Source organism: Rhodobacter sp. NTK016B, from assembly GCF_017303295.1.
In the GTDB taxonomy this organism is placed as follows: domain Bacteria; phylum Pseudomonadota; class Alphaproteobacteria; order Rhodobacterales; family Rhodobacteraceae; genus Pararhodobacter.
Window position 1 is genome coordinate 1 of the sequence record NZ_JAFKOK010000002.1, and the last position, 22439, is coordinate 22439.

The 22439-nt window shown below is 66.0% G+C and carries 20 protein-coding genes; 7 read left to right on the forward strand and 13 right to left on the reverse strand.

Annotated elements, in window-relative coordinates; translation table 11 throughout:
• On the reverse strand, positions 1-416 hold a 416-nt coding region (locus JI664_RS02315), incomplete at its 3' end, for a hypothetical protein (RefSeq protein WP_207012112.1).
• Positions 417-687: 271 nt separating this feature from the next.
• Here JI664_RS02315 and JI664_RS02320 point away from each other — a divergent pair.
• Positions 688-1140 (forward strand): DUF302 domain-containing protein, encoded by a 453-nt coding sequence (locus tag JI664_RS02320; RefSeq protein ID WP_207012113.1) that lies wholly within the window; start codon positions 688-690, stop codon positions 1138-1140.
• A gap of 30 nt (positions 1141-1170) precedes the next feature.
• Here the strand turns inward: JI664_RS02320 and msrQ are convergent, their stop codons facing one another.
• On the reverse strand, positions 1171-1818 hold the full coding sequence (gene msrQ / locus JI664_RS02325; RefSeq protein ID WP_207012114.1) for a protein-methionine-sulfoxide reductase heme-binding subunit MsrQ: 648 nt from the start codon (positions 1816-1818) through the stop codon (positions 1171-1173).
• On the reverse strand, positions 1818-2720 hold the full coding sequence (msrP, locus tag JI664_RS02330; RefSeq protein WP_207012115.1) for a protein-methionine-sulfoxide reductase catalytic subunit MsrP: 903 nt from the start codon (positions 2718-2720) through the stop codon (positions 1818-1820). The genes msrQ and msrP overlap by 1 nt, the downstream gene beginning before the upstream one ends.
• Positions 2721-2980: 260 nt before the next feature.
• Between msrP and JI664_RS02335 the strand changes: the two genes are divergently transcribed.
• Positions 2981-3472 (forward strand): fasciclin domain-containing protein, encoded by a 492-nt coding sequence (locus JI664_RS02335; RefSeq protein WP_207012116.1) that lies wholly within the window; start codon positions 2981-2983, stop codon positions 3470-3472.
• A gap of 94 nt (positions 3473-3566) precedes the next feature.
• Here JI664_RS02335 and JI664_RS02340 read toward each other — a convergent pair whose 3' ends face one another.
• The 6 genes from JI664_RS02340 to xylF form a co-directional block, all read right to left on the reverse strand.
• On the reverse strand, positions 3567-4943 hold the full coding sequence (locus tag JI664_RS02340; RefSeq protein WP_207012117.1) for an FAD-binding oxidoreductase: 1377 nt from the start codon (positions 4941-4943) through the stop codon (positions 3567-3569).
• Between the two features lie 175 nt (positions 4944-5118).
• On the reverse strand, positions 5119-6420 hold the full coding sequence (xylA, locus tag JI664_RS02345) for a xylose isomerase (protein WP_207012118.1): 1302 nt from the start codon (positions 6418-6420) through the stop codon (positions 5119-5121).
• 14 nt (positions 6421-6434) lie between these two features.
• Positions 6435-7868 carry a xylulokinase gene (xylB, locus tag JI664_RS02350; protein WP_207012119.1) on the reverse strand — a complete coding sequence of 478 codons (1434 nt, stop codon included), beginning with the start codon at positions 7866-7868 and terminating at the stop codon, positions 6435-6437.
• Complete coding sequence (locus tag JI664_RS02355) at positions 7868-8632, reverse strand: ATP-binding cassette domain-containing protein (protein WP_207012120.1); 765 nt, start codon at positions 8630-8632, stop codon at positions 7868-7870. Before JI664_RS02355 ends, xylB begins: the two co-directional genes overlap by 1 nt.
• Positions 8632-10056 (reverse strand): sugar ABC transporter permease, encoded by a 1425-nt coding sequence (locus JI664_RS02360; RefSeq protein WP_207012121.1) that lies wholly within the window; start codon positions 10054-10056, stop codon positions 8632-8634. Before JI664_RS02360 ends, JI664_RS02355 begins: the two co-directional genes overlap by 1 nt.
• A gap of 72 nt (positions 10057-10128) precedes the next feature.
• The gene (xylF, locus tag JI664_RS02365; RefSeq protein WP_207012122.1) at positions 10129-11166 is read right to left on the reverse strand and encodes a D-xylose ABC transporter substrate-binding protein; all 1038 of its coding nucleotides are present in this window, start codon (positions 11164-11166) and stop codon (positions 10129-10131) included.
• Between the two features lie 218 nt (positions 11167-11384).
• Here xylF and JI664_RS02370 point away from each other — a divergent pair, with 218 nt between their 5' ends.
• Together JI664_RS02370 and JI664_RS02375 are read left to right on the forward strand one after the other, a co-directional pair.
• Positions 11385-12659, forward strand: a complete 1275-nt coding sequence (locus JI664_RS02370) for an ROK family transcriptional regulator (RefSeq protein WP_286173791.1) — start codon at positions 11385-11387, stop codon at positions 12657-12659.
• 2 nt (positions 12660-12661) lie between these two features.
• Positions 12662-14149, forward strand: a complete 1488-nt coding sequence (locus tag JI664_RS02375; RefSeq protein WP_207012503.1) for a CRTAC1 family protein — start codon at positions 12662-12664, stop codon at positions 14147-14149.
• Between the two features lie 177 nt (positions 14150-14326).
• Here the strand turns inward: JI664_RS02375 and JI664_RS02380 are convergent, their stop codons facing one another.
• The gene (locus JI664_RS02380) at positions 14327-15667 is read right to left on the reverse strand and encodes a cytochrome-c peroxidase (protein WP_414707707.1); all 1341 of its coding nucleotides are present in this window, start codon (positions 15665-15667) and stop codon (positions 14327-14329) included.
• Positions 15668-15716: 49 nt separating this feature from the next.
• A complete protein-coding gene (locus tag JI664_RS02385; protein WP_207012124.1) occupies positions 15717-16649 on the reverse strand; it encodes an AEC family transporter in 933 nt (310 codons plus the stop codon).
• A 203-nt stretch (positions 16650-16852) separates the two neighbouring features.
• On the opposite strand from JI664_RS02385, the gene JI664_RS02390 reads away from it, so the two are divergent.
• Positions 16853-18640, forward strand: a complete 1788-nt coding sequence (locus JI664_RS02390; RefSeq protein WP_207012125.1) for a gamma-glutamyltransferase family protein — start codon at positions 16853-16855, stop codon at positions 18638-18640.
• Positions 18641-18728: 88 nt separating this feature from the next.
• Positions 18729-19487, forward strand: coding sequence for a sulfite exporter TauE/SafE family protein (locus tag JI664_RS02395; RefSeq protein ID WP_207012126.1), 759 nt, complete (start codon positions 18729-18731; stop codon positions 19485-19487).
• A gap of 18 nt (positions 19488-19505) precedes the next feature.
• Here the strand turns inward: JI664_RS02395 and JI664_RS02400 are convergent, their stop codons facing one another.
• A complete protein-coding gene (locus tag JI664_RS02400; RefSeq protein WP_207012127.1) occupies positions 19506-20873 on the reverse strand; it encodes an aspartate aminotransferase family protein in 1368 nt (455 codons plus the stop codon).
• 112 nt (positions 20874-20985) lie between these two features.
• Between JI664_RS02400 and doeB the strand changes: the two genes are divergently transcribed.
• Entirely contained in the window at positions 20986-21978 is a 993-nt protein-coding gene (gene doeB / locus JI664_RS02405) for a N(2)-acetyl-L-2,4-diaminobutanoate deacetylase DoeB (RefSeq protein ID WP_207012128.1), read from the forward strand.
• Positions 21979-22059: 81 nt separating this feature from the next.
• Here the strand turns inward: doeB and JI664_RS02410 are convergent, their stop codons facing one another.
• On the reverse strand, positions 22060-22437 hold the full coding sequence (locus tag JI664_RS02410; protein ID WP_207012505.1) for a hypothetical protein: 378 nt from the start codon (positions 22435-22437) through the stop codon (positions 22060-22062).
• Positions 22438-22439 lie beyond the last annotated feature (2 nt).

Sequence of the window (22439 nt, forward strand, 5' to 3'; positions counted from 1 at the left end):
TCGAAATGAACCAAACCGCCCACATATCCCTTCATATACCAAATTTTCAAAAAGCGTTCCGAACACAAAACGAAGAACTCGCTAGTCTTGCCTAGCGCCTTCGCTCGCCTCGCATCCAGATATGTTGTTGGCGTTTCCGCCGCCGTCGCTGCTTCGTTCGCGTTTCCGCGTCCCCGCCGCTTCGGTGAGGCGGTATCTAGGCCCCGGCGCCGAAACCCGCAAGAGGAAAAATGCAGGCCCATCGCGATTTTTTTCGCAGAACCGTCACAAGCCCTTGTTTTATTGGCTCTGTCAGCGCGAACAAAATCGACGACCCGCACCGGGCCGCCGGATGCCCGTTCTTTGAGCGGGGTGAAAATTGCGCAGGACCCCGGGCCGGGCGCAATTTCCTGACCGGATGGACAGGATTCGGCCATTTGCGCCCGAATCCCGACTCGGATTCGGGCCCGATTCACGGCGATTCTGGCCAATTTTTTTTCGCTACCCCCTGAATCGGCCCCGACTCGGCTCCGACTCATCCTCGATTCCCGGCGACGCGGGTGTGAATCGCTTCAACGGGCCCTGTTCCTTGCCCATAGCCGCCCTGCCCCGTCGTCTGCGCCGAACTGGACAGGTGCAACTCGGACAGAAACATGCGTGAATGCGAATATTGATCCGGGGCGAGTCGCCCCAATACGGGAGGACCTCATGGCCTATCAACTACGTGCCGCCATCACCGGCGCGCTGCTTACCGGCGCGCTCACCGTCTCAAGCCCTGCCCTGGCCGATGAGCTGCGGCTCACCCCCAGCGGCATGTCTTTCGAGGACACGACCTTCGCGCTGGAAAACGCGATCGTCGGGCGCGGGCTGGTGGTCGACTATGTCAGCCATGTGGGCGAGATGCTGGAACGCACGCGCGAAGCCACGGGCAGCGACGTCGTGCTGTTCACCAATGCCGAGATTTACATGTTCTGCTCGTCCACCGTCTCGCGCGCGGTGATGGAGGCCGACTGGCAAAATGTCGTCTATTGCCCCTATGGCATCCATGTCATCGAACGGCCGGGCGAAGAGGTCATGATCGGCTACATGCACAAGGACGCAGAAAGCATGATCCCGGCCAACGAGCTGCTGGCCGGGATCATCGACGAAGTCACCTGGTAATTGGGCACCTGATAGCAAGGCGTGCCACCCTCAGCGGGTGGCCGCAGCCCCCATCGGCGGCGCGGCACGCGATTGCCGCCGCTTGGGGATCAGCCGGACCGCCAGAAGGCCGATCACGGCACCGAGATAGAGGAACGGCTCCCACGGATAGCCTTTCACCAGCCAGACGAAGTGAATGGCCCCCAGAAGAATCGCCGGATAGGTCAGCATATGGATCCGGCGCCAGACCAGCGGACCCAGCTTGCGGATCGACAGGTTGTTCGAGGTCAGCGCCAGCGGGATCAGCATCAGGAAGGCCGCAAAGCCGATGGTGATATAAGGGCGCTTGACGATCTCACCGCCGATCCGCGACAGCGATTGCAGGTCCAGCACCGTCCAGACGAGGAAATGCGCCAGCAGGAAGAGGAAAGCGGTGACGCCCAGCGCCCGGCGGTACTTGATTAGGCTGACATTGGTGAAACGGCGCAGCGGCGTCACGACCAGCGTCGCCACCAGAAGCTGCAGCGCCAGCAAGCCGTAATCCCGCTCGAGCGCGTTGATCGGCTCGGGCCCCAGCTGCCCGCTCAGACCCAGCCAGAACAGCCAGCCCATCCAGGCCAGCCCGATCAGATAGATCGGCCAAGCGGGCACATGGCGCTGCGCCCGGTTGATCCGCTGCGCAAGGGTGACGGAGGCCATCAGTAATTCTCCCGCAGGTCCATGCCCTCGTAGAGCGCGGCGACCTCGTCCTCATAGCCGTTGAACATCAGCGTATCCTGCCGGCGCGAGAACAGCCCGCCGCCGATCTGCCGTTCGGTGGCCTGGCTCCAGCGCGGGTGGTCCACTTGGGGGTTCACGTTCGAATAGAACCCGTATTCGCGCGCGTTGAGATTGTTCCACGTCGTCTCGGGCATCGTGTCGGTCAGGGTGATCCGCACGATCGACTTGATCGACTTGAAGCCGTATTTCCACGGCACGACCAGCCGGATCGGCGCGCCGTTCTGCTTGGGCATCGGCTCGCCATAGATGCCGGTCGCCAGCAGCGTCAGCGGATGACGCGCCTCATCAAGCCGCAGACCTTCGATATAGGGGAAGGGAATGACACCACGCCGCACGCCCGGCATGTTGTCGGGCTGCACCACCGTCTCGAACGCGACGAACCGCGCGCCTGACTGCACACCCACCCGGTCCAGCACGTCCGACAATTCGACACCGTTCCACGGCACGACCATCGACCAGGCCTCGACGCAGCGGAAGCGATAGATCCGCTCTTCGATATCGAGCCCGTCCAGAAGATCGGCCAGCGCGTAGTCGCCGGGATTGTCGACCATGCCGTCGACGGTGATCGACCACGGCTCGACCTGCAGCGCGTCGGCATAGCGCATCGGGTCTTCCTTGCCGGTGCCGAATTCATAGTAATTGTTGTAGCTCGAAATCTGCTCGAGCGTGTTGGGTTCAAGCCCCTGAGCCATGGCGCCCCGTCCGGCCATGGACAGCGCGGTGGCCCCGGCCATCCCCGCCATGATCTGGCGACGGTTGAGCCACAGCGCCTTGGGGGTCACATCGGCTTGGGTCAGGTCGTTCGTCCAGCGACGGGCCATCTCTGTCTCCTTTGCTTCGCACCGGCGCCGCGCGCTCAATGCCTTTGCAGGACAATACGACCGCCAGCCCCTGTCGTTTCACCGGATTCGAGAAAATTCCCGTCGCATGCGTCAACTAAATGTGAGTGGAAAGCCAAACGCGCCCCGGCTTTGCGCAAATCCGCGCCCGGTCAAGGGTGATGCACGGGTTTGTGAGGGTGATCCACGGACGCGCGCTGACCGTTTCCCCCATACAACCAACATCCAATGGGAGAGTCACCATGCTTCGCACAACTGCTATCACCCTCGCCTCGGTCTGCGCTTTTGCCGGGACCGCATGGGCGGATGATCACGGCACCATGGCCGGTGGCGAGATGGATATCGTCGATATCGCCGTCGAGAACGGCAACTTCACCACCCTCGTCGCCGCGGTCGAGGCCGCGGGTCTGGTCGACACGCTGAAGGGCGAAGGTCCGTTCACCGTCTTCGCGCCGACCGACGAAGCCTTCGCGATGTTGCCCGAGGGCACGGTCGAAGCGCTGCTCGACGATACCGAGGCGCTGACCGGCATCCTGACCTATCATGTGGTGCCCGGGGCCGTCATGGCCGGTGACCTGACCGAGGGCATGACCGCCGAAACCGTCAACGGCCAGAGCGTCACCTTCACGCTGGAAGGCGGCCCGCAGGTCAATGGGGCCAACATCATCATGACCGATATCGAGGCCTCGAACGGCGTGATCCACGTCATCGACACCGTGCTGATGCCGGAATAAGCCGGTTCCACTATCCGGTCTGCCGCCCCGCGTGCCCAAGCGCGGGGCGGCTTTCATTCCGGCCCCGGTTTGCGCCCGCTTACGGCGCGAAGCGTCAGCCCAGAACCTTGCCCGGATTGAGCCGCCCTTCGGGATCGAAAGCCGCCTTGAGCATCCGCATCGTCGCCAGAACCTCGGCCGGGCGGTATGCCTCTAGCGCCGCGCGCTTTTCCAGCCCCACGCCATGCTCGGCGGAAATCGCGCTGCCTTCGAACCCGGCCAGCACGCCATAGACCACGGCATCGACCGCCGGACGCGGCGGGACCTCGCCATCCAGCATCAGCGACAGATGCAGGTTGCCATCCCCCACATGGCCGAAGACCAGAACCGAGATATCGGTGAATTCCGCCGCGACCCGCGCCTGCAATTGCTGCACGTAAGGGTCCAGATCGGCCAGCTTCAGCGACACGTCGTAATGATAGCCCGGCACATCATTGCCGCCGATGACCCCGGCCCCCTCGCGGATGCGCCAGATGCGGGCGCGCTCAGACCCCGATTGGGCCAGCACGGCGTCGCGGATGGTCCCGTCCTCCATCATCGGCACCAGCGCCTCGGCCAGCGCGGATTGCGCGGCGCCATCGTCAGTGCCGAACGCCTCGACGATCAGGAAAAGCCCGGGCCCGTCCGGCCCCGCCTCGACCGGCAGCGGCGTGACGCCCTGAAGCTCGGCGCAGCGGCGGTAGCAATCGGGCCAGATCCCTTCGAGCGCCGCCAAAGCGTCTCCCAGCGCCAGCCGCAGCCGGGGCATGAAATCCGACAGCGCCTGCGGGTCGATGCCCAGCAGCGCGGTGGCGATCGCCTTGGGGCGCGGGAACAGCCGCAGCGCGACCTTGGTCACAAGCCCCAGCGTGCCCTCGGAGCCGATGAAGACCTGTTTCAGATCGTAGCCCGCATTGTTCTTCATCAGGGGCGAGGTCAGGTCCAGCACCGTCCCGTCCGCACGCACGACCTCAAGCCCCAGCACGCTGGCCCGCATCATGCCGTAGCGCAGCACCCGGATACCGCCCGCATTGGTCGAGACCATGCCCCCGATGGTGCAGCTGTCACGAGCGCCGATATCGACACCCGCCATCAGGCCACGCGGTTCCAGCGCGGCATCCAGCTGCGCCAGCGTCACCCCTGCCCCGACCAACGCCACACCCTGCGCCGGGTCGATCTGCTCGATCCGGTTCATGCGCTCGAAGGACACGATGATCTCGCCCGGGGCCGAGGCAGTGCCTTCGACCAGCCCGGTAACGCCGCCCTGCGCCACCACCGGCACGCCCGGCGTGGCTTTCAGCACCGCCGACAAGTCGGCGGCATCGGCGGGGCGCACCAAAAGCCCTGCATCCAGCGAATGTGCGCACCAGCCCGGGTTCCTGAGCGACAGTTTCTCAGGCCCGAGCACATGCTCGGCACCGACCAGTGGCCCAAGGATTTCCGCCAGCGTCATCGCAGCCCCCGTGTCACCGCCCGCGCGGAGCAGCCATGAAAAATCCGGGCGATCCTGTCACGGAGCGCCCGGATATGTAAGAGGCCCGGTTCGGCCCGCCCTGCGCTGTCAGGTCAGCGTCCGGGGCAAGCCAAGGGGGTATCGCGCCGATGTCCCAATACCGGAACAGAGCGCGTTACAGATAGCGGTTGACCAGATTTTCCAGCCGCTCCTGCCGACCCGAACGCGGCTGCGGGTTGATCTTCTTGTCCTCGACCAGATGCGCGATGGTATCGAGATCGCTCTCCATCAGCGCGCGCCCGTCCGAGGTCTCCCAGCCCGCGTAACGCTCGTTCCGCGCCGCTTCCAGCTTGCCGTCTTCCAGCATCCGCGCCGCCGCCTTCAGACCGGCCGCGCAGGCATCCATGCCGCCGACATGGGCAAGGATCAGATCCTCGGGGTCCAGCGACTGACGGCGCAGCTTGGCGTCGAAATTGGTGCCGCCGGTGGTGAAACCGCCCGCTTTCAGGATCTCGTAATAGGCCAGCGTCATCTCGGGGACGTTGTTGGGGAACTGGTCGGTGTCCCAGCCCGATTGATAATCGTTCCGGTTCATGTCGATCGAGCCGAAGATCCCCAGCGAGGATGCCAGCGCCAGCTCATGCTCGAAGCTGTGGCCCGCAAGGATCGCGTGGCCCTGCTCGATATTGACCTTCACCTCGTTTTCCAGCCCGAAATCCTTGAGGAAGCCGTAAACCGTGGCGACGTCGTAATCGTATTGATGCTTGGTCGGCTCCTGCGGCTTGGGTTCGATCAGAATCGCGCCCTTGAAGCCGATCTTGTGTTTGTAATCGACCACCATCTGCAGCATCCGCCCCGCCTGCGCGCGCTCGCGCGCAAGATCGGTATTGAGCAGCGTCTCATAGCCTTCGCGCCCGCCCCACAGGACATAGTTCTCACCCCCCAGCCGATGCGTGGCATCCATGCAGGTCTTGATCGTCGCCGCCGAGAAGGCGAAGACCTCGGGGTCGGGGTTGGTCGCGGCACCGGCCATAAAGCGGCGGTGGCTGAACAGGTTCGCCGTGCCCCAAAGAAGCTTGGTCTCCGAGCTTTCCATCTTCTCGGCGAAATACTCGGTGATCTCGCGCAGCCGCGCGGTGTTCTCGGCAAAGCCCTCGCCTTCGGGGCGCACATCGACATCGTGGAAGCAGAAATACGGCGCGCCGAGGATCTCGAACATCTCGAAGGCCACGTCGGCCTTGAGCTTGGCGTGATCCATCGACTCGCCGAACCACGGGCGTTCGAAAGTCTGGCCCCCGAACGGGTCGCCGCCGGGCCATGCGAAGCTGTGCCAATAGGCCACCGCAAAGCGCAGATGATCCTTCATCGGCTTGCCCAGAACCAGCTCGTCCGGGTTGTAATGCCGGAAGGCGAATTCGTTGTCGCTGTCGGGGCCCTCGTAGCGGATCTTGTCGATGCCGTGGAAGAAGTCGGTCATGGGAGTGTCCTGTATCAGAGGGTCTTGATCGCGGCATAAGCCGCCTTGTAGCGCTGATGCGCCTCAGCAAAGGCCGGGGCCAGCGCGGTGTCGGGATCGTGGCTGCGCGCGACGGGGGGCGCGGTGGCGATTTCGGGTCCGGCGCCGGTGGCCGCCATCATCCCCAGACGCGCCGCACCCAGCGCCGCGCCGAATTCGCCCTGTTCGGGTACATCCAGCGGAAAGCCGCAGGCCGTGGCCAGCACGTCGAGCCAGTAGCCCGAGCGCGCACCCCCGCCGATGGCCAGCGCACGCGCGATGGTGGTGCCCGTGGCGCCCAGCGCATCGCGGCAATCGGCAAAGGCGAAGGCCACGCCCTCCATCACCGCGCGCGCCGCCGCCTGTGCGTCGGTCGCATGGTCGAGATGCAGGAACTGGCCCCGGATCGCCGCGTCGTTATGGGGCGTCCGCTCGCCGCCCAGATAGGGCAGGAACAGGGTATGCGCGGGCGCGCGCAGCGCCCCCAGATCCGAAGTCAGCGCCGCCGCCGATTGCCCGGTCAGCCGTGACAGCCAATTCAGCGCATCGGTCGCAGCAAGGATCACGCCCATCTGGTGCCATGTTCCGGGCACGGCGTGGCAAAAGGCATGGACCGCCGTCGCCGGATCGGGCCGGTAACGGTCATTGGCGGCAAACAGCACGCCCGAAGTTCCAAGGCTGAGAAACGCCTCGCCCTCGCGCACCACGCCCGCACCGATCGCGGCGGCGGCATTGTCGCCCCCGCCCCCGGCCACGACGCAGGCGGGCAACCCAAGCTCGGCGGCCAGATCGCCGCGCAGCGCCCCCGAAACCGCGGACCCTTCGACCAGTCGCGGCATCGACTCGCGCGACAAACCGCAGATGGCCAGCAGCCGGTCCGACCAGTCGCGCGCGCCGGTATCGAACCACGCGGTTCCGGCGGCATCCGACATCTCGGCCACATACTCGCCGGTCAGATAGAAGCGCAGGTAGTCCTTGGGCAGCAGGATCTTCGCGGTCTTCGCGAAGATCTCGGGCTCGTTGCGGCGCACCCATTCGACCTTGGGCGCGGTAAAGCCCGGAAAGACGATATTGCCGGTGATCTCGCGAAACGCGGGATCGGCATCCATCTGCGCCGCTTCAACATGGCTGCGGGTATCGTTCCACAACATGCAGGGCCGCAGGACCTTGCCGTCCTTGTCCAAAAGAGTCGCGCCGTGCATGTGCCCCGACAGCCCGATGCCGGTGAGTACGGCGCAATCATGCTGTGCCCGGATCGCCGCCAGCGCTTCGCGCACGGCTTTTTCCCAACTTTCGGGGTTCTGCTCGGACCAGCCGTCATGCAGCCGTTCCACCGTCAGCGCGACGCTGTGCTCGGCCAGAACGCGCTGGTCGTCATCGATGAGGATCGCCTTCAGAGAAGACGTCCCCAGATCCAGTCCAATATACATCAGGCCGCCAGATGTTCGGGTTTCTTGCCCAGGATGATCATCGCGAGGATGTCGTCCTCGGTCACCTCATCCACCTTCACCACGCCGACCAGCTCGCCGTTCTTCATCACGGCCGCGCGGTCACACAGCTTCTTCACCTGATGCACGTCGTGGTCGATCAGGAAGATCCCCAGCCCCTGACGCTTCAGTTCGTCGATCAGGTCGGCGACCATCTGCGTTTCCTGCGGGCCAAGCGCTGCGGTCGGTTCGTCCATGATCAGCACGCGGGCATTGAAATAGACCGCGCGCGCGATGGCGACCGACTGACGCTGACCACCCGACAGGGCCGAAACCGGCGCGTTGAACTTGCGGAAATTGGGGTTCAGGCGCCCCATGATCCGGCGCGTCTCGGCCTCCATCGCGCCATCGTCGACGAATCCCAGCGCGGTGGTGATCTCGCGGCCAAGGAACAGGTTGGCCGAGGCATCGAGATTGTCGGCCAGCGCCAGCGTCTGGTAGATCGTCTCGATATTATGAGTGCGCGCGTCGCGCGGATTGGTGATCTCGACTTCCTTGCCGTCGACGAAGATCTGCCCCGCATCCTTGCGATACGCGCCGGACAGGCACTTGATCAGCGTCGATTTGCCCGCGCCGTTATGGCCCAGAAGGCCCACGACCTCGCCCGGGAAAAGATCGACACTGACGTGATCCACGGCCTTGATGCCGCCGAAGGAAATCGAGATGTCGCGCATCTCGACCAGAGGGGTTCCGGTACGATCGACCATCACAGCACTCCCTTGCGCTTGAAGAAGACACCCAGGACCACGGCAGCGACGGCCGAGACCGCGAAATACAGCGCGCCGAAGAACATCAGGATCAGGATAGGCAACACAATCAGGTGGAACAGCAGCGCCTTGGGCCGGACCGCCGGAACGCGGTAAGCGATGTCGAGAAGCACGGCTTCGACCAGCACGGCGCCGACGACGATGTTCTGGAACGGCGCATCGACACCGATCATCGCCATGCCCGATTGCAGCGATTGCATGATCAGCGCGCCCAGCACGGCCCCGTAGATCGTGCCAAGCCCGCCCGACAGCGCGGTCCCGCCGATCACCGCCGCCGCGATGACCCGCAGCTCATCGAGCGTGCCGATATCGTTGGCGTGGTTGGTCAGACGCGCCGAGGCCACGACCGCCGACAGGGCGCACAGAAAGCCCATGATGGCGAAGACCTTGACGGTCAGGAAGCGGGTATTGATGCCCGACAATTCAGCCGAATCCGGGTTGCCGCCGGTAGCAAAGATATAACGGCCCAGCCGGGTCTTGCGGGCGATCACGGTCATGGCAATGGCCACGAGGATCAGCAGAAGAACCGAGATCGGCAGCCCATAGCCCATCGAGAACCCTTCGGGCACCGTTTCGCCGCGCGCCTCGAAGATGCGGCGCAGGCGGCCGATCGGCACCTGATAGGCGTTGAGAATGCCGACAAATCCAAGGATCAGCACCACGAACACGGCCGCCAGCGCGCCTTCGGCCCAGAGCGGCTTGACCGGGAATTCATGCGAGATTTTCGCGCGCCGGGCCGAGAACACGATCCACACCGCCGCAGCGGCGGCGATGGCGCCCAGGATCCAGCTCCAGCTTGTGCCCAGCGTGCCGTTGATGCCGCCGAACAGCTGGAAATTCTCGTCCAGCGGGCCGATTGTCTGGCCGCCGGTCAGGTACCACGCCACGTTGCGCCACACGAGCAGACCGCCCAGAGTGACGATGAAAGCGGGGATGGTCAGATAGCCCACCAGCCAGCCCTGCGCGGCCCCGATCGCGGTGCCCGCGACAAGCCCCGCAAGGATGGCGAGCGGTGCGATGGCCCAGTGGCCCAGCTCCAGCCCCATCAGGTTGGGCAGCCACGCTTGCTGCATCATCGCCATCACCGCCGAGCAGGTCGCCAGCAGCGCTCCGACAGACAGGTCGATATGGCGGGTGACGATGACGAAGACCATGCCGGTCGCCATGATCGCCACGCTGACGGTCTGGATAGACAGGTTGAAAATGTTGCGCGGGCTGAGGAAACGGCCACCGGTCATCAGATCGAAGGCAATGCAGATCAGCGCGAAAGCGGCGATCATGCCCAAGAGCCGCGTGTCGATCTCCAGCGACTCGATCAGGGAACGGCGCCGGGGCGTCTGGGCGGGGCGCGCGGTATCGCTCATGGCGGAACTCTCGGTGCAGGGAATGGGGATAAAGGGGCCCCGGCAACGTGGTCGCCGGGGCCTGTGCTCAGATCAGTTGCACGGCGCGGGGCCGTCGGACACGCCCTGGCAGAGCGCTTCCTGCGAGATCCAGCCGGCATCGACCACGACCGACAGGTTGTCGGCGGTGATCGGCACGGGGGCGAGGAACATCGACGTCATCGTCGTGCCACCCGGCGAGGTCCATTCCTCGGCACCCTCGATATCGGCCATCGCGGTGCCGCGGGCCAGTTGCACGGCGATCTCGGCGGCGGCGCGGCCCAGTTCGCGGGCATCTTTCCACACCGACACGGTTTGCGTGCCCAGCGCGATGCGGTTCAACGCGGCATGGTCGCCGTCCTGACCCGAAACCGGGATGCCCTGCATGCCCTGCGCGGTCAGCGCCGCGACGACGCCACCGGCGGTGCCGTCATTCGACGCGACGACCGCGTCGACACCGTTATCGGTGGCGGTCAGGATCTGCTCCATGTTGCGCTGCGCGTTGGCGGGCAGCCAGCCATCGGTATAGGCCTCGCCGACGATCTCGATGGCGCCCGAATCGATGGCGTCCTGCAGGATCTCCTGCTGGCCGCCGCGCAGGAAGTCGGCGTTGGGATCGGTGGGCGAGCCCTTGATCATCACGTAGCGCCCTTCGGGCATCGCCTCGAACACGGCGCGGGCCTGCATCCGACCGACTTCGACATTGTCGAAGGTCAGGTAGAAGGCGCGCGGGTCTTCGATCAGGCGATCATAAGCGATGACCGGAATGCCCTCGTCTGCCGCAGCCTGAACCGCCGGGCCGATGGCCTGAGCGTCCTGCGCCAGAACGATCAGAGCGTCGACGCCCTGCGCGATCAGCGCCTCGATATCGGAAAGCTGCTTGGCCGAGGACGATTGCGCGTCGGCCGAGACATACTCGGCCCCCGCCGCTTCGAGCGCGGCAACGATGGCGGTCTCGTCGGTGCGCCAGCGCTCTTCCTGGAAATTGGACCAGCTGACACCGACCGTGATGTCCTGCGCCAGCGCCGTGGTGGCCGCGGATGTCATGAAACCCGCAGCCGCGACGGCTGCGGCGTACAATGCCTTGCGCATGTATTTCCTCCCTGGATAACGACCCGAAAGCACGGGCCTCGGGCTCCTCCCGATGCAGGGAGAATAATTTATTTTGTTTAGGTGTCAAAATAAATATTCTCGCATCCGCCTGATTTTCGTGTTTGAATGCCCTTCAAAGGGCGATCCATGAACGCTTCGGGGAGGAAGCCGGGTCGCGCCGCGCCGCAGCGAGGAGATATTATTTTATGGATGAACTAATGTCGGCCGCTTCCCTGACGCAGCGCCCCGATGAGTCGACGGCCCCGTCCGGCTGTGGTCCGCTGCTGCCCGGTCCCGAGATCGACACCAAACCGCTGCGCCAGAAAGTGTTCGAACATGTCCGCGCCACCGGGCAGGCCGCGCGCGCCGAGGTCTCTCGCGCGCTGGGGATCAGTGCGGGCTCGGTGACGCAGGTGACGTCGGATCTGATCGAGCGCGGTTATCTGCAGGAATCCGACGACGCAACGCGCGACCGGCGCGAAACCGGGCGCGGACGGCCCTCGGTCGCGCTGTCGGTGGTGCCCGAAGCGCATCGCGTTGTCGGTATCAAGCTGTCCGACGAACGCCACACTGCCGTGCTCGCGGATTTCGCCGGCACGATCCTGGCCGAGGCGATGCTGCCCACTCCGGCGGTGCGCAAGTCGCTCGACCAGATCGCCGGCGAAACCGCACAGCTTGTCGATCTTGTGCTCGACAAGGTCGGGCTGACGATCACCGACATCGCGGCGGTGGGCGTCGGGATTTCGGGCCTCGTCGATCCGATCGAGGGGCTGGTGCCGTGGTCGCCGCTGCTCGAAGGCGAGAATCTCGCGCTGGCTGAACGGCTGACGCGCAGGCTGGGCTGCCCCGCGCTGGTCGACAACGACGCCAACATGCTGACGCTTGCCGAGCTGTGGTTCGGCGCCGGGCGGGCGAATTCCGACTTTGCGGTCGTGACCATCGAACACGGCGTCGGCATGGGACTGGTGGTGGGTAATCGGCTTTATCGCGGCACGCGCGGGATGGGGATGGAGCTGGGCCATATCAAGGTGCAGCTCGACGGCGCGCTGTGCCGCTGCGGACAGCGTGGCTGTCTCGAGGCCTATCTCGCCGATTACGCACTGGCGCGCGAGGCGGGCACGGCGCTGGGACGCAACCCGCGCAACATGGCCTCGGCACAAACCATGCTCGACACGCTCTTCACCGAAGCCAAGGGCGGCAACAGCGCGGCGCGGTCGATCTTCAGCCGTGCGGGTCGCTATCTCGCCGTGGGGCTGTCCAACATCATCCAGCTTTTCGACCCCGCGCTGATCATCCTGTCGGGCGAGCGGATGCGCTACGATTATCTCTATGCCGACGAGGTCATGGCCGACGCACTGTCGCTAACGCTCAATCACGGTCGCCCGGCCTGCAGGGTCGAGATCCATAATTGGGGCGACATGGTCTGGGCACGCGGCGCGGCCGCGCTGGCGCTGGGGCATGTGACGGATACCGCGCTGGGGCAATCCGCGTGACGCTGCGCGCAGTCCTTCCGGTGCTGGCTCTGGCCGCCGCCCCCGCCCTTGCGACCCCGCGCTTCGAAGATCTGTCGGCCACCCTGCCCGAGCATATCTATGCCGGCGGCTGGGAGCATTTCGTCGGCGGCGGCGTCGCGGTGTTCGATTGCAACGGCGATGCCCGGCCCGAAATCCTTGCCGCCGGTGGCACGAATCCGATGCTGTTGCTGCTCAATCAGGGCGATATGGCGTTCGAGACTGCGCCTTTTCCAACTCTGACGGGTACGACCGGCGCCTATCCGCTGGACCTCGATGGCGACGGGATCCTTGATCTCTATATCCTGCGCGCAGGTCCCGACCGGGTTCTGCGCGGCGGGGGCGATTGCCACTTCGAAGACGTGACCGAAATCTGGGGCTTTCCTCAGACGGATCGGTGGTCCACCGCCTTCACCGCATGGTGGGAAGATCAGGCGTCCCGTCCGGTGCTGGCCATCGGCCATTACGTCGACCGCAGCGATCCCGACGGCCCGTTCGAAGCCTGCGACACCAACAGCCTGATGATCCCCGAGACCGAGAGCTGGCGCGAAGAGCGGCTGGAGCCGGGTTTCTGCGCCCTGTCGATGCTCGCTGCGCGCGATGCACGGGGCCGCCCGACGCTGCGCATCTCGAACGACCGGCATTATTACGTGCGCGGCGGCTACGAGCAGATGTGGGATATCGCCGAACATCGTTTCCTGACGCCGGAAGACGGCTGGCAGCACGTCTCGCTGTGGGGCATGGGCATCGCGTCGCGCGACCTCAATGGCGACGGGCGCGACGAGGTGATGCTGACCTCGATGGGCGATCAACTGCTACAAATCGCACAATCCGACGGCACGTATGCCGCTGCCCCCTACGCGATGGGGACTTATGCAACCCTTCCCCATGATGGCAGCGACGGCCGCCCCTCGACCGGCTGGCACGCGCAGTTCGGCGATGTGGACAATGACGGCCTGCCCGATCTGTTCATCGCCAAGGGGAATGTCGACCAGATGCCGACGAATGCCATCGAAGATCCCAACGATCTGCTGATGCAGCAACCCGATGGCCACTTCGTGCAATACGCGACCGAGGCGGGCGTGGCGACACGGACCCGCGCGCGCGGCGCGGCGCTGGCCGATCTGGACGGCGATGGCGGGCTGGATCTGGTGGTGGTCAACCGCCGCGCGCCCATGGAGCTCTATCGCAACGTAACACCGGGACGCGGCCACTGGATCGCCCTCGACCTGCGTCAGCCCGGCGGCAACAGCCGCGCCATCGGCGCGGTGGTGACGGTTGAGAGCGCGGCGGGAACACAGGTTCAGCAGGTCACCGTGGGCGGCGGACATGCCGGCGGACAGGCGCTGCCACTGCATATGGGACTGGGGGACGCGACCGAGGTCCGGATCCGCGTGGACTGGCCCGACGGCACGATCAGCACGCATGACAGCGGCGTGGACCGGGCGCTTGTTTTGTCGCCGGAAGAGTGAAGCCGCCATTGCGGGGCATCGAGCCCCGCAATGCCGCGCGGGCCGCAGGCCCACACCCGCCCGGGAGGGTTTTCCACCCTCCCGGACCCTCCCGAGGATATTTCCGGAACAAAGATGGGGCGTGGCCGGGCGGGCGGGTGTCGCCCAGCGAAGCGCAGGCGCAGGCGCCAGCCCGGCTTAGGGGTTGGGCACCAGCAGGCCGGATGGAACCGTTTGGGGTACGCCCAGCCGGCCCTCGCGCGCGACGGGATCGGTGAGGGTTTCGAGAAACGCCACCAGCGCCGCGATCTGCGCGCTGTCGAGCGTCGCCACAGGCTCGGCCGCCGCGCGGATATCCGCGACCTGTTCGGGATCGTCCATCACCGCCCAATCCTCGACCGGCATCGCCGGCAGGACCGCCTGGGCACGGTCATAGCTGTCGACCCCCTGCGCCCCATGCCCGGCAAGGAACCCCGCCAGAGTCGCATGTGCGCCCGCGTGCCCATAGGGCGCCGTCAGCGCAACGTTGCGCAGGGCGGGGGTGCGGAACGCGTACCAATCCGCCGGATCGCCGGTAACCCGGTAACGCCCCTCGTCGCGGTGATGGGTTTCAAACCGGGCGCCTTTGCCCGGCCCGAGCTGCGGTGCGCCCATCGCGTGGAAATCGTGGTCGGTCAGGAACGGCCCCGCATGGCAGCCCGCGCAGCCCGCCTCGCCATAGAACAAGGCCATGCCCTGCCCCGCGAGCGGCGCCATCGTCGCCTCGCCCCTCAGCACCGCGTCGAAGGGGGCAGTGTCCGAGCGGAACTCGAATTCCATGAAGGCCGCGATCGCGTTCGAGACATCGGCGAAGGTGATCGCGCGGCCTTCGGCGATCTCGGGATAGACCTCGGCGAACATCCGGGCGTAATCGGGCACGCCCGCCACGCGCGCGGCCAGCCGGGCCCAGGCGCCGTCCTCGCCCGTCAGCATCCCCATCCGCACCGCGGTCGAGATCTCGTTTTCCTGATAATGCCCGGCCATCTCGTCGGGCGAGACCACCGGGAACATCGTCTGCGCCGCCAGCATCGAGGCGAAGCCGTCGAGCATGTCGGCGCCCAAAGGCGTGCGCATGCCGTGGTATTGCGCATCGTCGATCTCGACCCGGCCGTCATGGAACATCGAGCGGTATTCGAGCGCGCCGAGATTCCACAAAGCCTGCGCGTTGCGCGGCACGCGTTCCTCAGGCGGGTTGTCGGGATTGACCACGCGTGCCGGGCCGAGTCCGATGCCGCCGTCGCCCAGCCCCAGCGACAGCCCGTCCGAGGTTCCGAAGGCCGGGTGGTGGCAGGTGGCGCAGGCAACCTCACGGTTGCCCGACAGGATCGGATCGTAGAACAGAAGCTGACCCAGCCGCGCCTCGGCCGGATCGACGGGGCGGAAATCGGCGTCAGTCAGGGGCGACGGCAGCGTCTCAGGCCGCGCCGCGCCCAGCGTTGCCGCCGCCTGCCAGCCCAGCGGGATCAACGCCAGCGCACCAAAGATGAAAGCGTGTCTCAAATGGCCCTCCCCGGCCCGGTTTCCGGACGCGCGAAGGGTGGCACGCGGCTCAGAGCCCGGTCAACTGGTGCAGCACGAAACTGACGCTGACAAGGCCCAGCACCGTCGTCACCATCGTCGCCCCCGAGGCGACGGCACCGAAACCGAAAAGCCCGGCGAAGATCGGGAAGACCGTGAGCATCGGCATCGCCGCGAACAGGATCCCCACCGGGATCAGCTCGGGCGGAACACCGGGCACCAACATCAGCGCCAGCGCCACCATCAGCGGGTGCAGCACCAGTTTCCCCGCCGCCACGGCCAGCGAGCGGCGCCAATGTCCGCTCAGGGACATGGTGGCGACGGTCCCCCCGATCACGAACAGCGCCACCGGCGAGGCCGCCCCCGCCAGCAGGCGGATGCCGCGCTCGACCGGCTCGCCCAGATCGAGGCCCGAGATCCGGATCGCCAGCGCCACGGCCACGGCGATGACCAGCGGGTTGGTCACGATCCGCTTCGCGACTGGCCGCAACAGCGCCAGAAACGTGCCGCGATGGCCAGCCGCCCCGGCAGCGATGGTCGGAATGGGCAGCGTGACGGCATTCTCGATAATCATCGTCATCGCGAAGACCGTAGCGGCCTGCTCGCCGAAGAACAGGCTGGCAATTGGAAAGCCCAGATAGCCGCTGTTGGAATTCGACATCCCCATCGCCAGCACCCAGGATTCGGGCGCGGCCTTGCGCATCAACAGCCGCAGCGCCGCGAAACCGATGAGCAGCGTGATCACCGATCCCGCCGTATAGGCCGCGAAGAACGAGGCATTGAGGCCGCTATCGCCGCGCGGAAAGGCGATGGCCGTCAGGATGAGGGCGATCAGCGCGATTTTCAGGGTGAACTGGCTCAGCGCCGCGATATGTGCCTCGGGCAGATAGCGCGTCCGCACGGCCAGAAAGCCAATGGCGATCATCAGATAGATCGGCAATGTGGTGAGAAAAATATCCAGCATGATCGTCCCCGGCTCGTCTGCCGCCCCTTAACACGGCAAGGAACGCGGGGCGAGAGGCCGCTTGCCTTTCACCGTCGCCGCGCGGGCAATGCCAGCGATTATCGCCGCCAAAGATCCGCGCTATATCTGCCTCAGAACCTCCCGCGCCGCCCGCCGGAACTGACCGGCGCCCCGTGGATGTCCTTTGACCGCAAGGAGCCGAGATGCGTTTCACCACCCGACCCGAATTGTCCGGCACGTTCGGCATGACCGCCTCGACCCACTGGATCGCGACTGCGGTGGGCATGTCGGTGCTCGAACGCGGCGGCAATGCGTTCGACGCGGCCGCGGCCACCGGCTTCGCGCTTCAGGTCTGCGAGCCGCATCTGAACGGTCCCTTGGGCGACATGCCCGCGCTGATCTGGCCTGCGGGCGACGCGGCGCCGACGATGATCTGCGCGCAGGGGACCGCGCCCGCCGGGGCGACGATTGCCCATTACCGAAGCGAGGGGCTCGACCTGATCCCCGGCTCGGGGCTTTTGGCCACGGTCATTCCCGGCGCTTTCGACGGCTGGATGCTGATGCTGCGCGATCACGGGACATGGCCGCTGGCCGATATCCTCGCCCCCGCCATCCATTACGCCCGTCACGGGGTCCCCACCCTGCCCCGCGTGACCGATGCGATTGCCGAGCTGGCCGATTTCTTTCGCACGGAATGGCCCACATCCGCCGCGACCTGGCTGCCGGGCGGCGCCCCGCCCGAACCCGGCACGCTGTTTGCCAACCCGGATCTGGCCGATACGTGGGAAAGGCTGTGTTCCGAGGTCGCAGGCATCCGGGGGCGCGAGGCGCAGATCGACGCCGCGCGCGACCAGTTCGCGCAGGGTTTCATCGCCGAGGCCATCGATCGCTGGATGCGCGAGGCCTGCGTGATGGACGCGACCGGTCATCGTCGCAAAGGCGTGCTGCGCGGGCAGGACATGGCCGGGTGGCGCGCCAGCTACGAGCCGGTTCTGTCCGGAGACCATTCAGGCTGGCAGGTGTTCAAGGGCGGGTTCTGGTCGCAGGGGCCGGTGCAATTATCGGTGCTGGGGATGCTGGCGGGGGACGATCTGGCCGCCCTGCCGCCCGAGGGCGCGGATTTCGTCCACTGCGTCACCGAGGCGCTGAAACTCGCGCTGGCCGACCGCGAGGCCTATTACGGCGACGCGCCCGAAACCGCAGGGCCGCTGACGCTGGATCCCGACTATCTGCGCGCGCGCCGGGCCGGGATCACCGGGACAGCCGGCGCCAAGCTCGACCCCGGCCAAATCCCCGGCTTCGAGGCCCAGCGCGCGGCGGCGCTTGCCCGCAATGCGTGGCTTGCCCGCCGCGAGGCGCATACCGGGCCGGGCGTGGGCGAGCCGACGATGGGGCATCTGAAAAACCCCGGCGATACCGTGCATCTCGATGTCGTCGACCGGTGGGGCAACATGGTCAGCGCCACGCCTTCGGGCGGGTGGCTGCAATCCTCGCCTGTCGTGCCGGGGCTGGGGATGCCGCTGAATTCCCGCGCGCAGATGTTCTGGCTGGACGAAGGGCTGCCCACCAGCCTGATACCGGGGCGCCGGCCGCGCACGACGCTGTCGCCCAGCATGGCGCTGGCGCCCGATGGCACGCGGCTGGCCTATGGCACGCCAGGCGGGGATCAGCAGGACCAGTGGCAGGCAGGCTTCATCCTGCGGGTGATCCATCACGGCCTGAACCTGCAGGAAGCCATCGACGCGCCGCTGTTCCATACCGATCACCTGCAGGCCAGCTTCGACCCGCATGGCTTCACGCCCGCGCATCTTCTGATTGAGCCCGCCTTCGCGTCCGAGGTGATCACGTCGCTCAGGGCGATGGGACACCGGCTGCAAGTTTCGGCGCCATGGTCGGCGGGGCGCCTGACCGCCGTCAGCCGCCGTCCCGACGGGCTGCTGAAAGCGGCGGCAACGCCCCGGCTGATGCAGGCCTATGCCGCCGGGCGCTGAAGCGGCCTTTTTCGACATCCGCCGCTTGCATCCGCCGGGAAGCGGGGCAATGCATGGCATATTCTCAATTTCAGGCTGCGCCCCGTAAATGACACACCTTCTTGCCGCCCTGATGCCTCCGGACCTGTCGGGCGGCATCGTCCTGCTTCTGATGGCGACCAGCTTCGCCTCGAGCTTCATCACCATCTCGTTCGGTATCGGCGGCGGGGGGCTGATGCTGGTGGTGATGGCCTCGTTGCTGCCGCCGCTGGCTCTGGTGCCGGTGCATGGCGTGGTGCAGTTCGGCTCGAATGCCGGGCGCACGTCGATGATGCTGAGCCATATCCACTGGCCTGCGGTCGCCCGGTTCGGCGCGGGGATCGTGCTGGGCATCGTGATCGGGGCAAGCATCGCCATCAACCTGCCCGCCCCGGTTCTGCTGATCGGCGTGGGGCTGTTCCTGATCTGGACGGTGCTGGCCAAGCCGCCTGCATGGATGCGCAACTGGCCGTTTTTCACCGGCACGCTGACCTCGGTGCTCAGCATGTTCTTCGGCGCCTCGGGGCCGTTCGTGAACACCTATGTCAAATCGCTGGATCTGGGCCGCCACGCCCATGTCGCCACGACCGCCTCGCTGCTGACGGGGCAGCATCTGCTGAAATCAGTGGCCTTCGGCGCACTGGGTTTCGCCTATCTGCCCTGGGCGGGGCTGATCATGGCGCTGATCCTGTGCGGGCTGGCGGGCACATGGACAGGCAAGCGGGTACTCAACCGGATGAGCGACGCGCGGTTCAAGCAGGCGCTCAACGCGATGCTGCTGCTGTTGTCCGCGCGGCTGGTCTGGCAGGGCGTGACGGCGCTGATGTAGCGCCGTCACGCCGGGTGGTTACAGGACTTCGCGCAGTGCCTCGGCGGTGACGCGGGCGATCTGATCGGCCTCGCCCTCGGTCAGGCACAGGGGCGGGGCAAAGCCCAGAATGTCGCCCTGCGGCATGGCCCGCGAGATCACGCCGCGCTTGACCATCTCGCCCACGACCTTGCCCGCGACGCTGCCCACCGGCGAGAAGCTGCCGCGCGTCGAGCGGTCCGAGGTCAGCTCGACCGCGCACAGCATCCCCTCGCCCCGGATCTCGCCCACATTGGGGTGATCGCCCACCGCGTCGGCCATGGCCCGGCGCAGATAGGCGCCGACCTTGCCCGCATTCTCGACCATGTTCAGATCGTCAATCAGCTTGAGGTTCGCCACCCCGGCCGCCGCACCGATCGGGTGCGCCGAATAGGTCCAGCCGTGGCCGATCGGGCCGTTTTCATCGGTGCCCTGCATCAGCACCTGCCACATCTTGTCGCCGACGATCGAGCCCGACAGCGGCGCATAGGCCGAGGTCAGGCCCTTGGCGATGGTGATCAGGTCGGGCTGCAGCCCGTAATGCTGCGAGCCGAACATCGTGCCCAGACGCCCGAAGCCGGTGACGACCTCGTCGGCGATCAGCACGATGTCGTATTTGCGCAGGATTTCCTGCACGCCTTCCCAGTAGCCAACGGGCGGCGGCACGATGCCCCCGGTGCCCAGCACCGGCTCGCCGATGAAGGCGGCGATGGTGTCGGGATCTTCCCGCTGGATCAGCTCTTCCAGCTTGGCCAGCAGCCACTTGGTGAAATCGCCCTCGGACATATCGGCCTCGGGGCGGCGGTAGAAATAGGGGGCCTCGGTATGGACGACACCGTCAAGCGGCAGGTCGAATTTCTTGTGGAACAGCTCGAGCCCTGTCAGCGACCCCGACATCAGCCCCGAGCCGTGATAACCGCGCCAGCGCGAGATGATCTTCTTCTTTTTCGGCAGGCCGCGGATATTATTGTAATACCAGACCAGCTTGATGTTCGTTTCGTTCGCGTCCGAACCGCCAAGGCCGAAATAGACCTTCGACATGCCCTCGGGCGCGCGGTCCATGACCATCTTCGACAGCGTGATCGAGGCTTCGGTCCCGTGGCCGACATAGGCGTGGTAATAGGACAGCTCGCCCGCCTGCTTGGCGATGGCGTCGGTCACTTCGCGCCGCCCGTAGCCCACATTCACGCAATAGAGCCCGGCAAAGCCGTCGAGCAGACGATTGCCGTCACGGTCGGTGATATAGACGCCTTCGCCCCCGGTGACGATGCGCTGCGGGGCCTCGCCCCGGGCGAATTGGCCCAGATGGGTCGAGGGGTGGAAAAAGCTCTCGCGGTCCCATTGGGCGAGTTGGTCATTGGTCAGCATCGGGAACCTCCTGTTATGCGCGCACGCTAGCAGCCTAAGGCCCGGGGTTGAACCCTCCCCCACTCCGGCGGCAGGATGGAGCCGCGACGCGCCGCCCAACTGGCAGGAAATCATGACCCAGAACCCGATCCGCCCGACCCTTTCCCTTGACGCCCCCGGCAAGCGGCACGGGCATCTGAAACTGCCCTATTCGCGCAATGACAGCGCCTGGGGCGCGGTGATGATCCCGATCACGGTGATCGTGGGCAAACCGGGCCCCACCGCCCTTTTGACCGGCGCCAATCACGGCGACGAATATGAGGGGCCCATCGCCCTTCAGGCCCTCGCGCATGAGATCGAGCCCGAGGATGTCACCGGGCGCCTCATCATCGTGCCCTACATGAACACCCCCGCCTTCCGCGCCGGGACACGGGTCTCGCCGCTCGATCAGGTCAATCTGAACCGCGCCTTTCCCGGCGCGCCGGGGGGCAGCGTCACGCAAAAGATCGCCAATTACTTCAACGACACGCTGGTGCCGATGGCCGATCTGGTGGTCGATTTCCATTCGGGCGGGAAGACGCTGGATTTCGTCCCCTTCGCCTGCGCGCATTACCTCGACGACGCGACCCAGCAGGCGGCCTGCGTCGCCGCCGTCACCGCCTTCAACGCGCCCTACACGCTGATGCTGCGCGAGATCGATGCGGTCGGCATGTACGACACAGCGGTCGAAGAGCAGGGCAAGACCTTCGTCACTACCGAACTGGGCGGCGGCGGCACGGCCACGGCGCGCAGCGCGGGCATCGCCCACAAGGGGATCCGCAACGTGCTGAAACATGCAGGCATCCTGCCCGGTCAGCCCGAGACCGCGCCGTCGATCATGCTGGATATGCCCGATGACGATTGTTACCACACCGCGCCCGAGGCCGGGCTGATCGAACCGCTGGCCGATCTGGGCGATGCCGTCACTCAGGGCCAGCCGCTGGCGCGGATCTGGTCGATGGATCGCAGCGGCGCCGCCCCGGCGGTGGTTCACGCGCAGCGCGACGGGGTGCTGGTCGCGCGGCATTTCCCCGGGCTGGTGCAACTGGGCGACACGCTGGCCGTGCTGGCGGTCGAGGTCGGCTGACCCGCCCTTTTTCGACGTCAGAGCACAAAAAAGGGCGGCCCCGGCGGGTCGCCCTTTGACTTATCCGACATTGCGCGAAGGTCAGACGCCCACGCCCGGCCCCATGCAGGTCAGCGGCTGATCGCTCTGCTCAACCTCATAAAGCTCGGTCGACGGACCGTCGCCGCCCTGAAACACCGCGCGCAGCCCGTCGCCTTCGGCGTAGAAATGCCAGCATTGTTCATCATTGGGCGCGGCTTCGTAAAGAAAGCAGATCGCGTCGCCACGCTCATACCACACGCCGTCATTGCATTCCTGATTTACGAAGGCCCAGCGCACGCGGCGGTTGGGCAGGTATTCCTCGATCCCGTAGGGGGTGCCGTCGATGGCATAGGACAGGGTCCGTCCCTCGGTATGCGCCTGAAATTCCTCGGCGCTCAGCGGGGCGCCTTGCGGCGTGGGGGCTGCGTTCTGCGCCATGG

Coding starts and splice junctions, on each gene's coding strand:
- JI664_RS02320 (WP_207012113.1), top strand. CDS start 688: ATGGCCTATCAACTACGTGCCGCCATCACCGGCGCGCTGCTTACCGGC.
- msrQ (WP_207012114.1), bottom strand. CDS start 1,818: ATGGCCTCCGTCACCCTTGCGCAGCGGATCAACCGGGCGCAGCGCCAT.
- msrP (WP_207012115.1), bottom strand. CDS start 2,720: ATGGCCCGTCGCTGGACGAACGACCTGACCCAAGCCGATGTGACCCCC.
- JI664_RS02335 (WP_207012116.1), top strand. CDS start 2,981: ATGCTTCGCACAACTGCTATCACCCTCGCCTCGGTCTGCGCTTTTGCC.
- JI664_RS02340 (WP_207012117.1), bottom strand. CDS start 4,943: ATGACGCTGGCGGAAATCCTTGGGCCACTGGTCGGTGCCGAGCATGTG.
- xylA (WP_207012118.1), bottom strand. CDS start 6,420: ATGACCGACTTCTTCCACGGCATCGACAAGATCCGCTACGAGGGCCCC.
- xylB (WP_207012119.1), bottom strand. CDS start 7,868: ATGTATATTGGACTGGATCTGGGGACGTCTTCTCTGAAGGCGATCCTC.
- JI664_RS02355 (WP_207012120.1), bottom strand. CDS start 8,632: ATGGTCGATCGTACCGGAACCCCTCTGGTCGAGATGCGCGACATCTCG.
- JI664_RS02360 (WP_207012121.1), bottom strand. CDS start 10,056: ATGAGCGATACCGCGCGCCCCGCCCAGACGCCCCGGCGCCGTTCCCTG.
- xylF (WP_207012122.1), bottom strand. CDS start 11,166: ATGCGCAAGGCATTGTACGCCGCAGCCGTCGCGGCTGCGGGTTTCATG.
- JI664_RS02370 (WP_286173791.1), top strand. CDS start 11,385: ATGTCGGCCGCTTCCCTGACGCAGCGCCCCGATGAGTCGACGGCCCCG.
- JI664_RS02385 (WP_207012124.1), bottom strand. CDS start 16,649: ATGCTGGATATTTTTCTCACCACATTGCCGATCTATCTGATGATCGCC.
- JI664_RS02390 (WP_207012125.1), top strand. CDS start 16,853: ATGCGTTTCACCACCCGACCCGAATTGTCCGGCACGTTCGGCATGACC.
- JI664_RS02395 (WP_207012126.1), top strand. CDS start 18,729: ATGACACACCTTCTTGCCGCCCTGATGCCTCCGGACCTGTCGGGCGGC.
- JI664_RS02400 (WP_207012127.1), bottom strand. CDS start 20,873: ATGCTGACCAATGACCAACTCGCCCAATGGGACCGCGAGAGCTTTTTC.
- doeB (WP_207012128.1), top strand. CDS start 20,986: ATGACCCAGAACCCGATCCGCCCGACCCTTTCCCTTGACGCCCCCGGC.
- JI664_RS02410 (WP_207012505.1), bottom strand. CDS start 22,437: ATGGCGCAGAACGCAGCCCCCACGCCGCAAGGCGCCCCGCTGAGCGCC.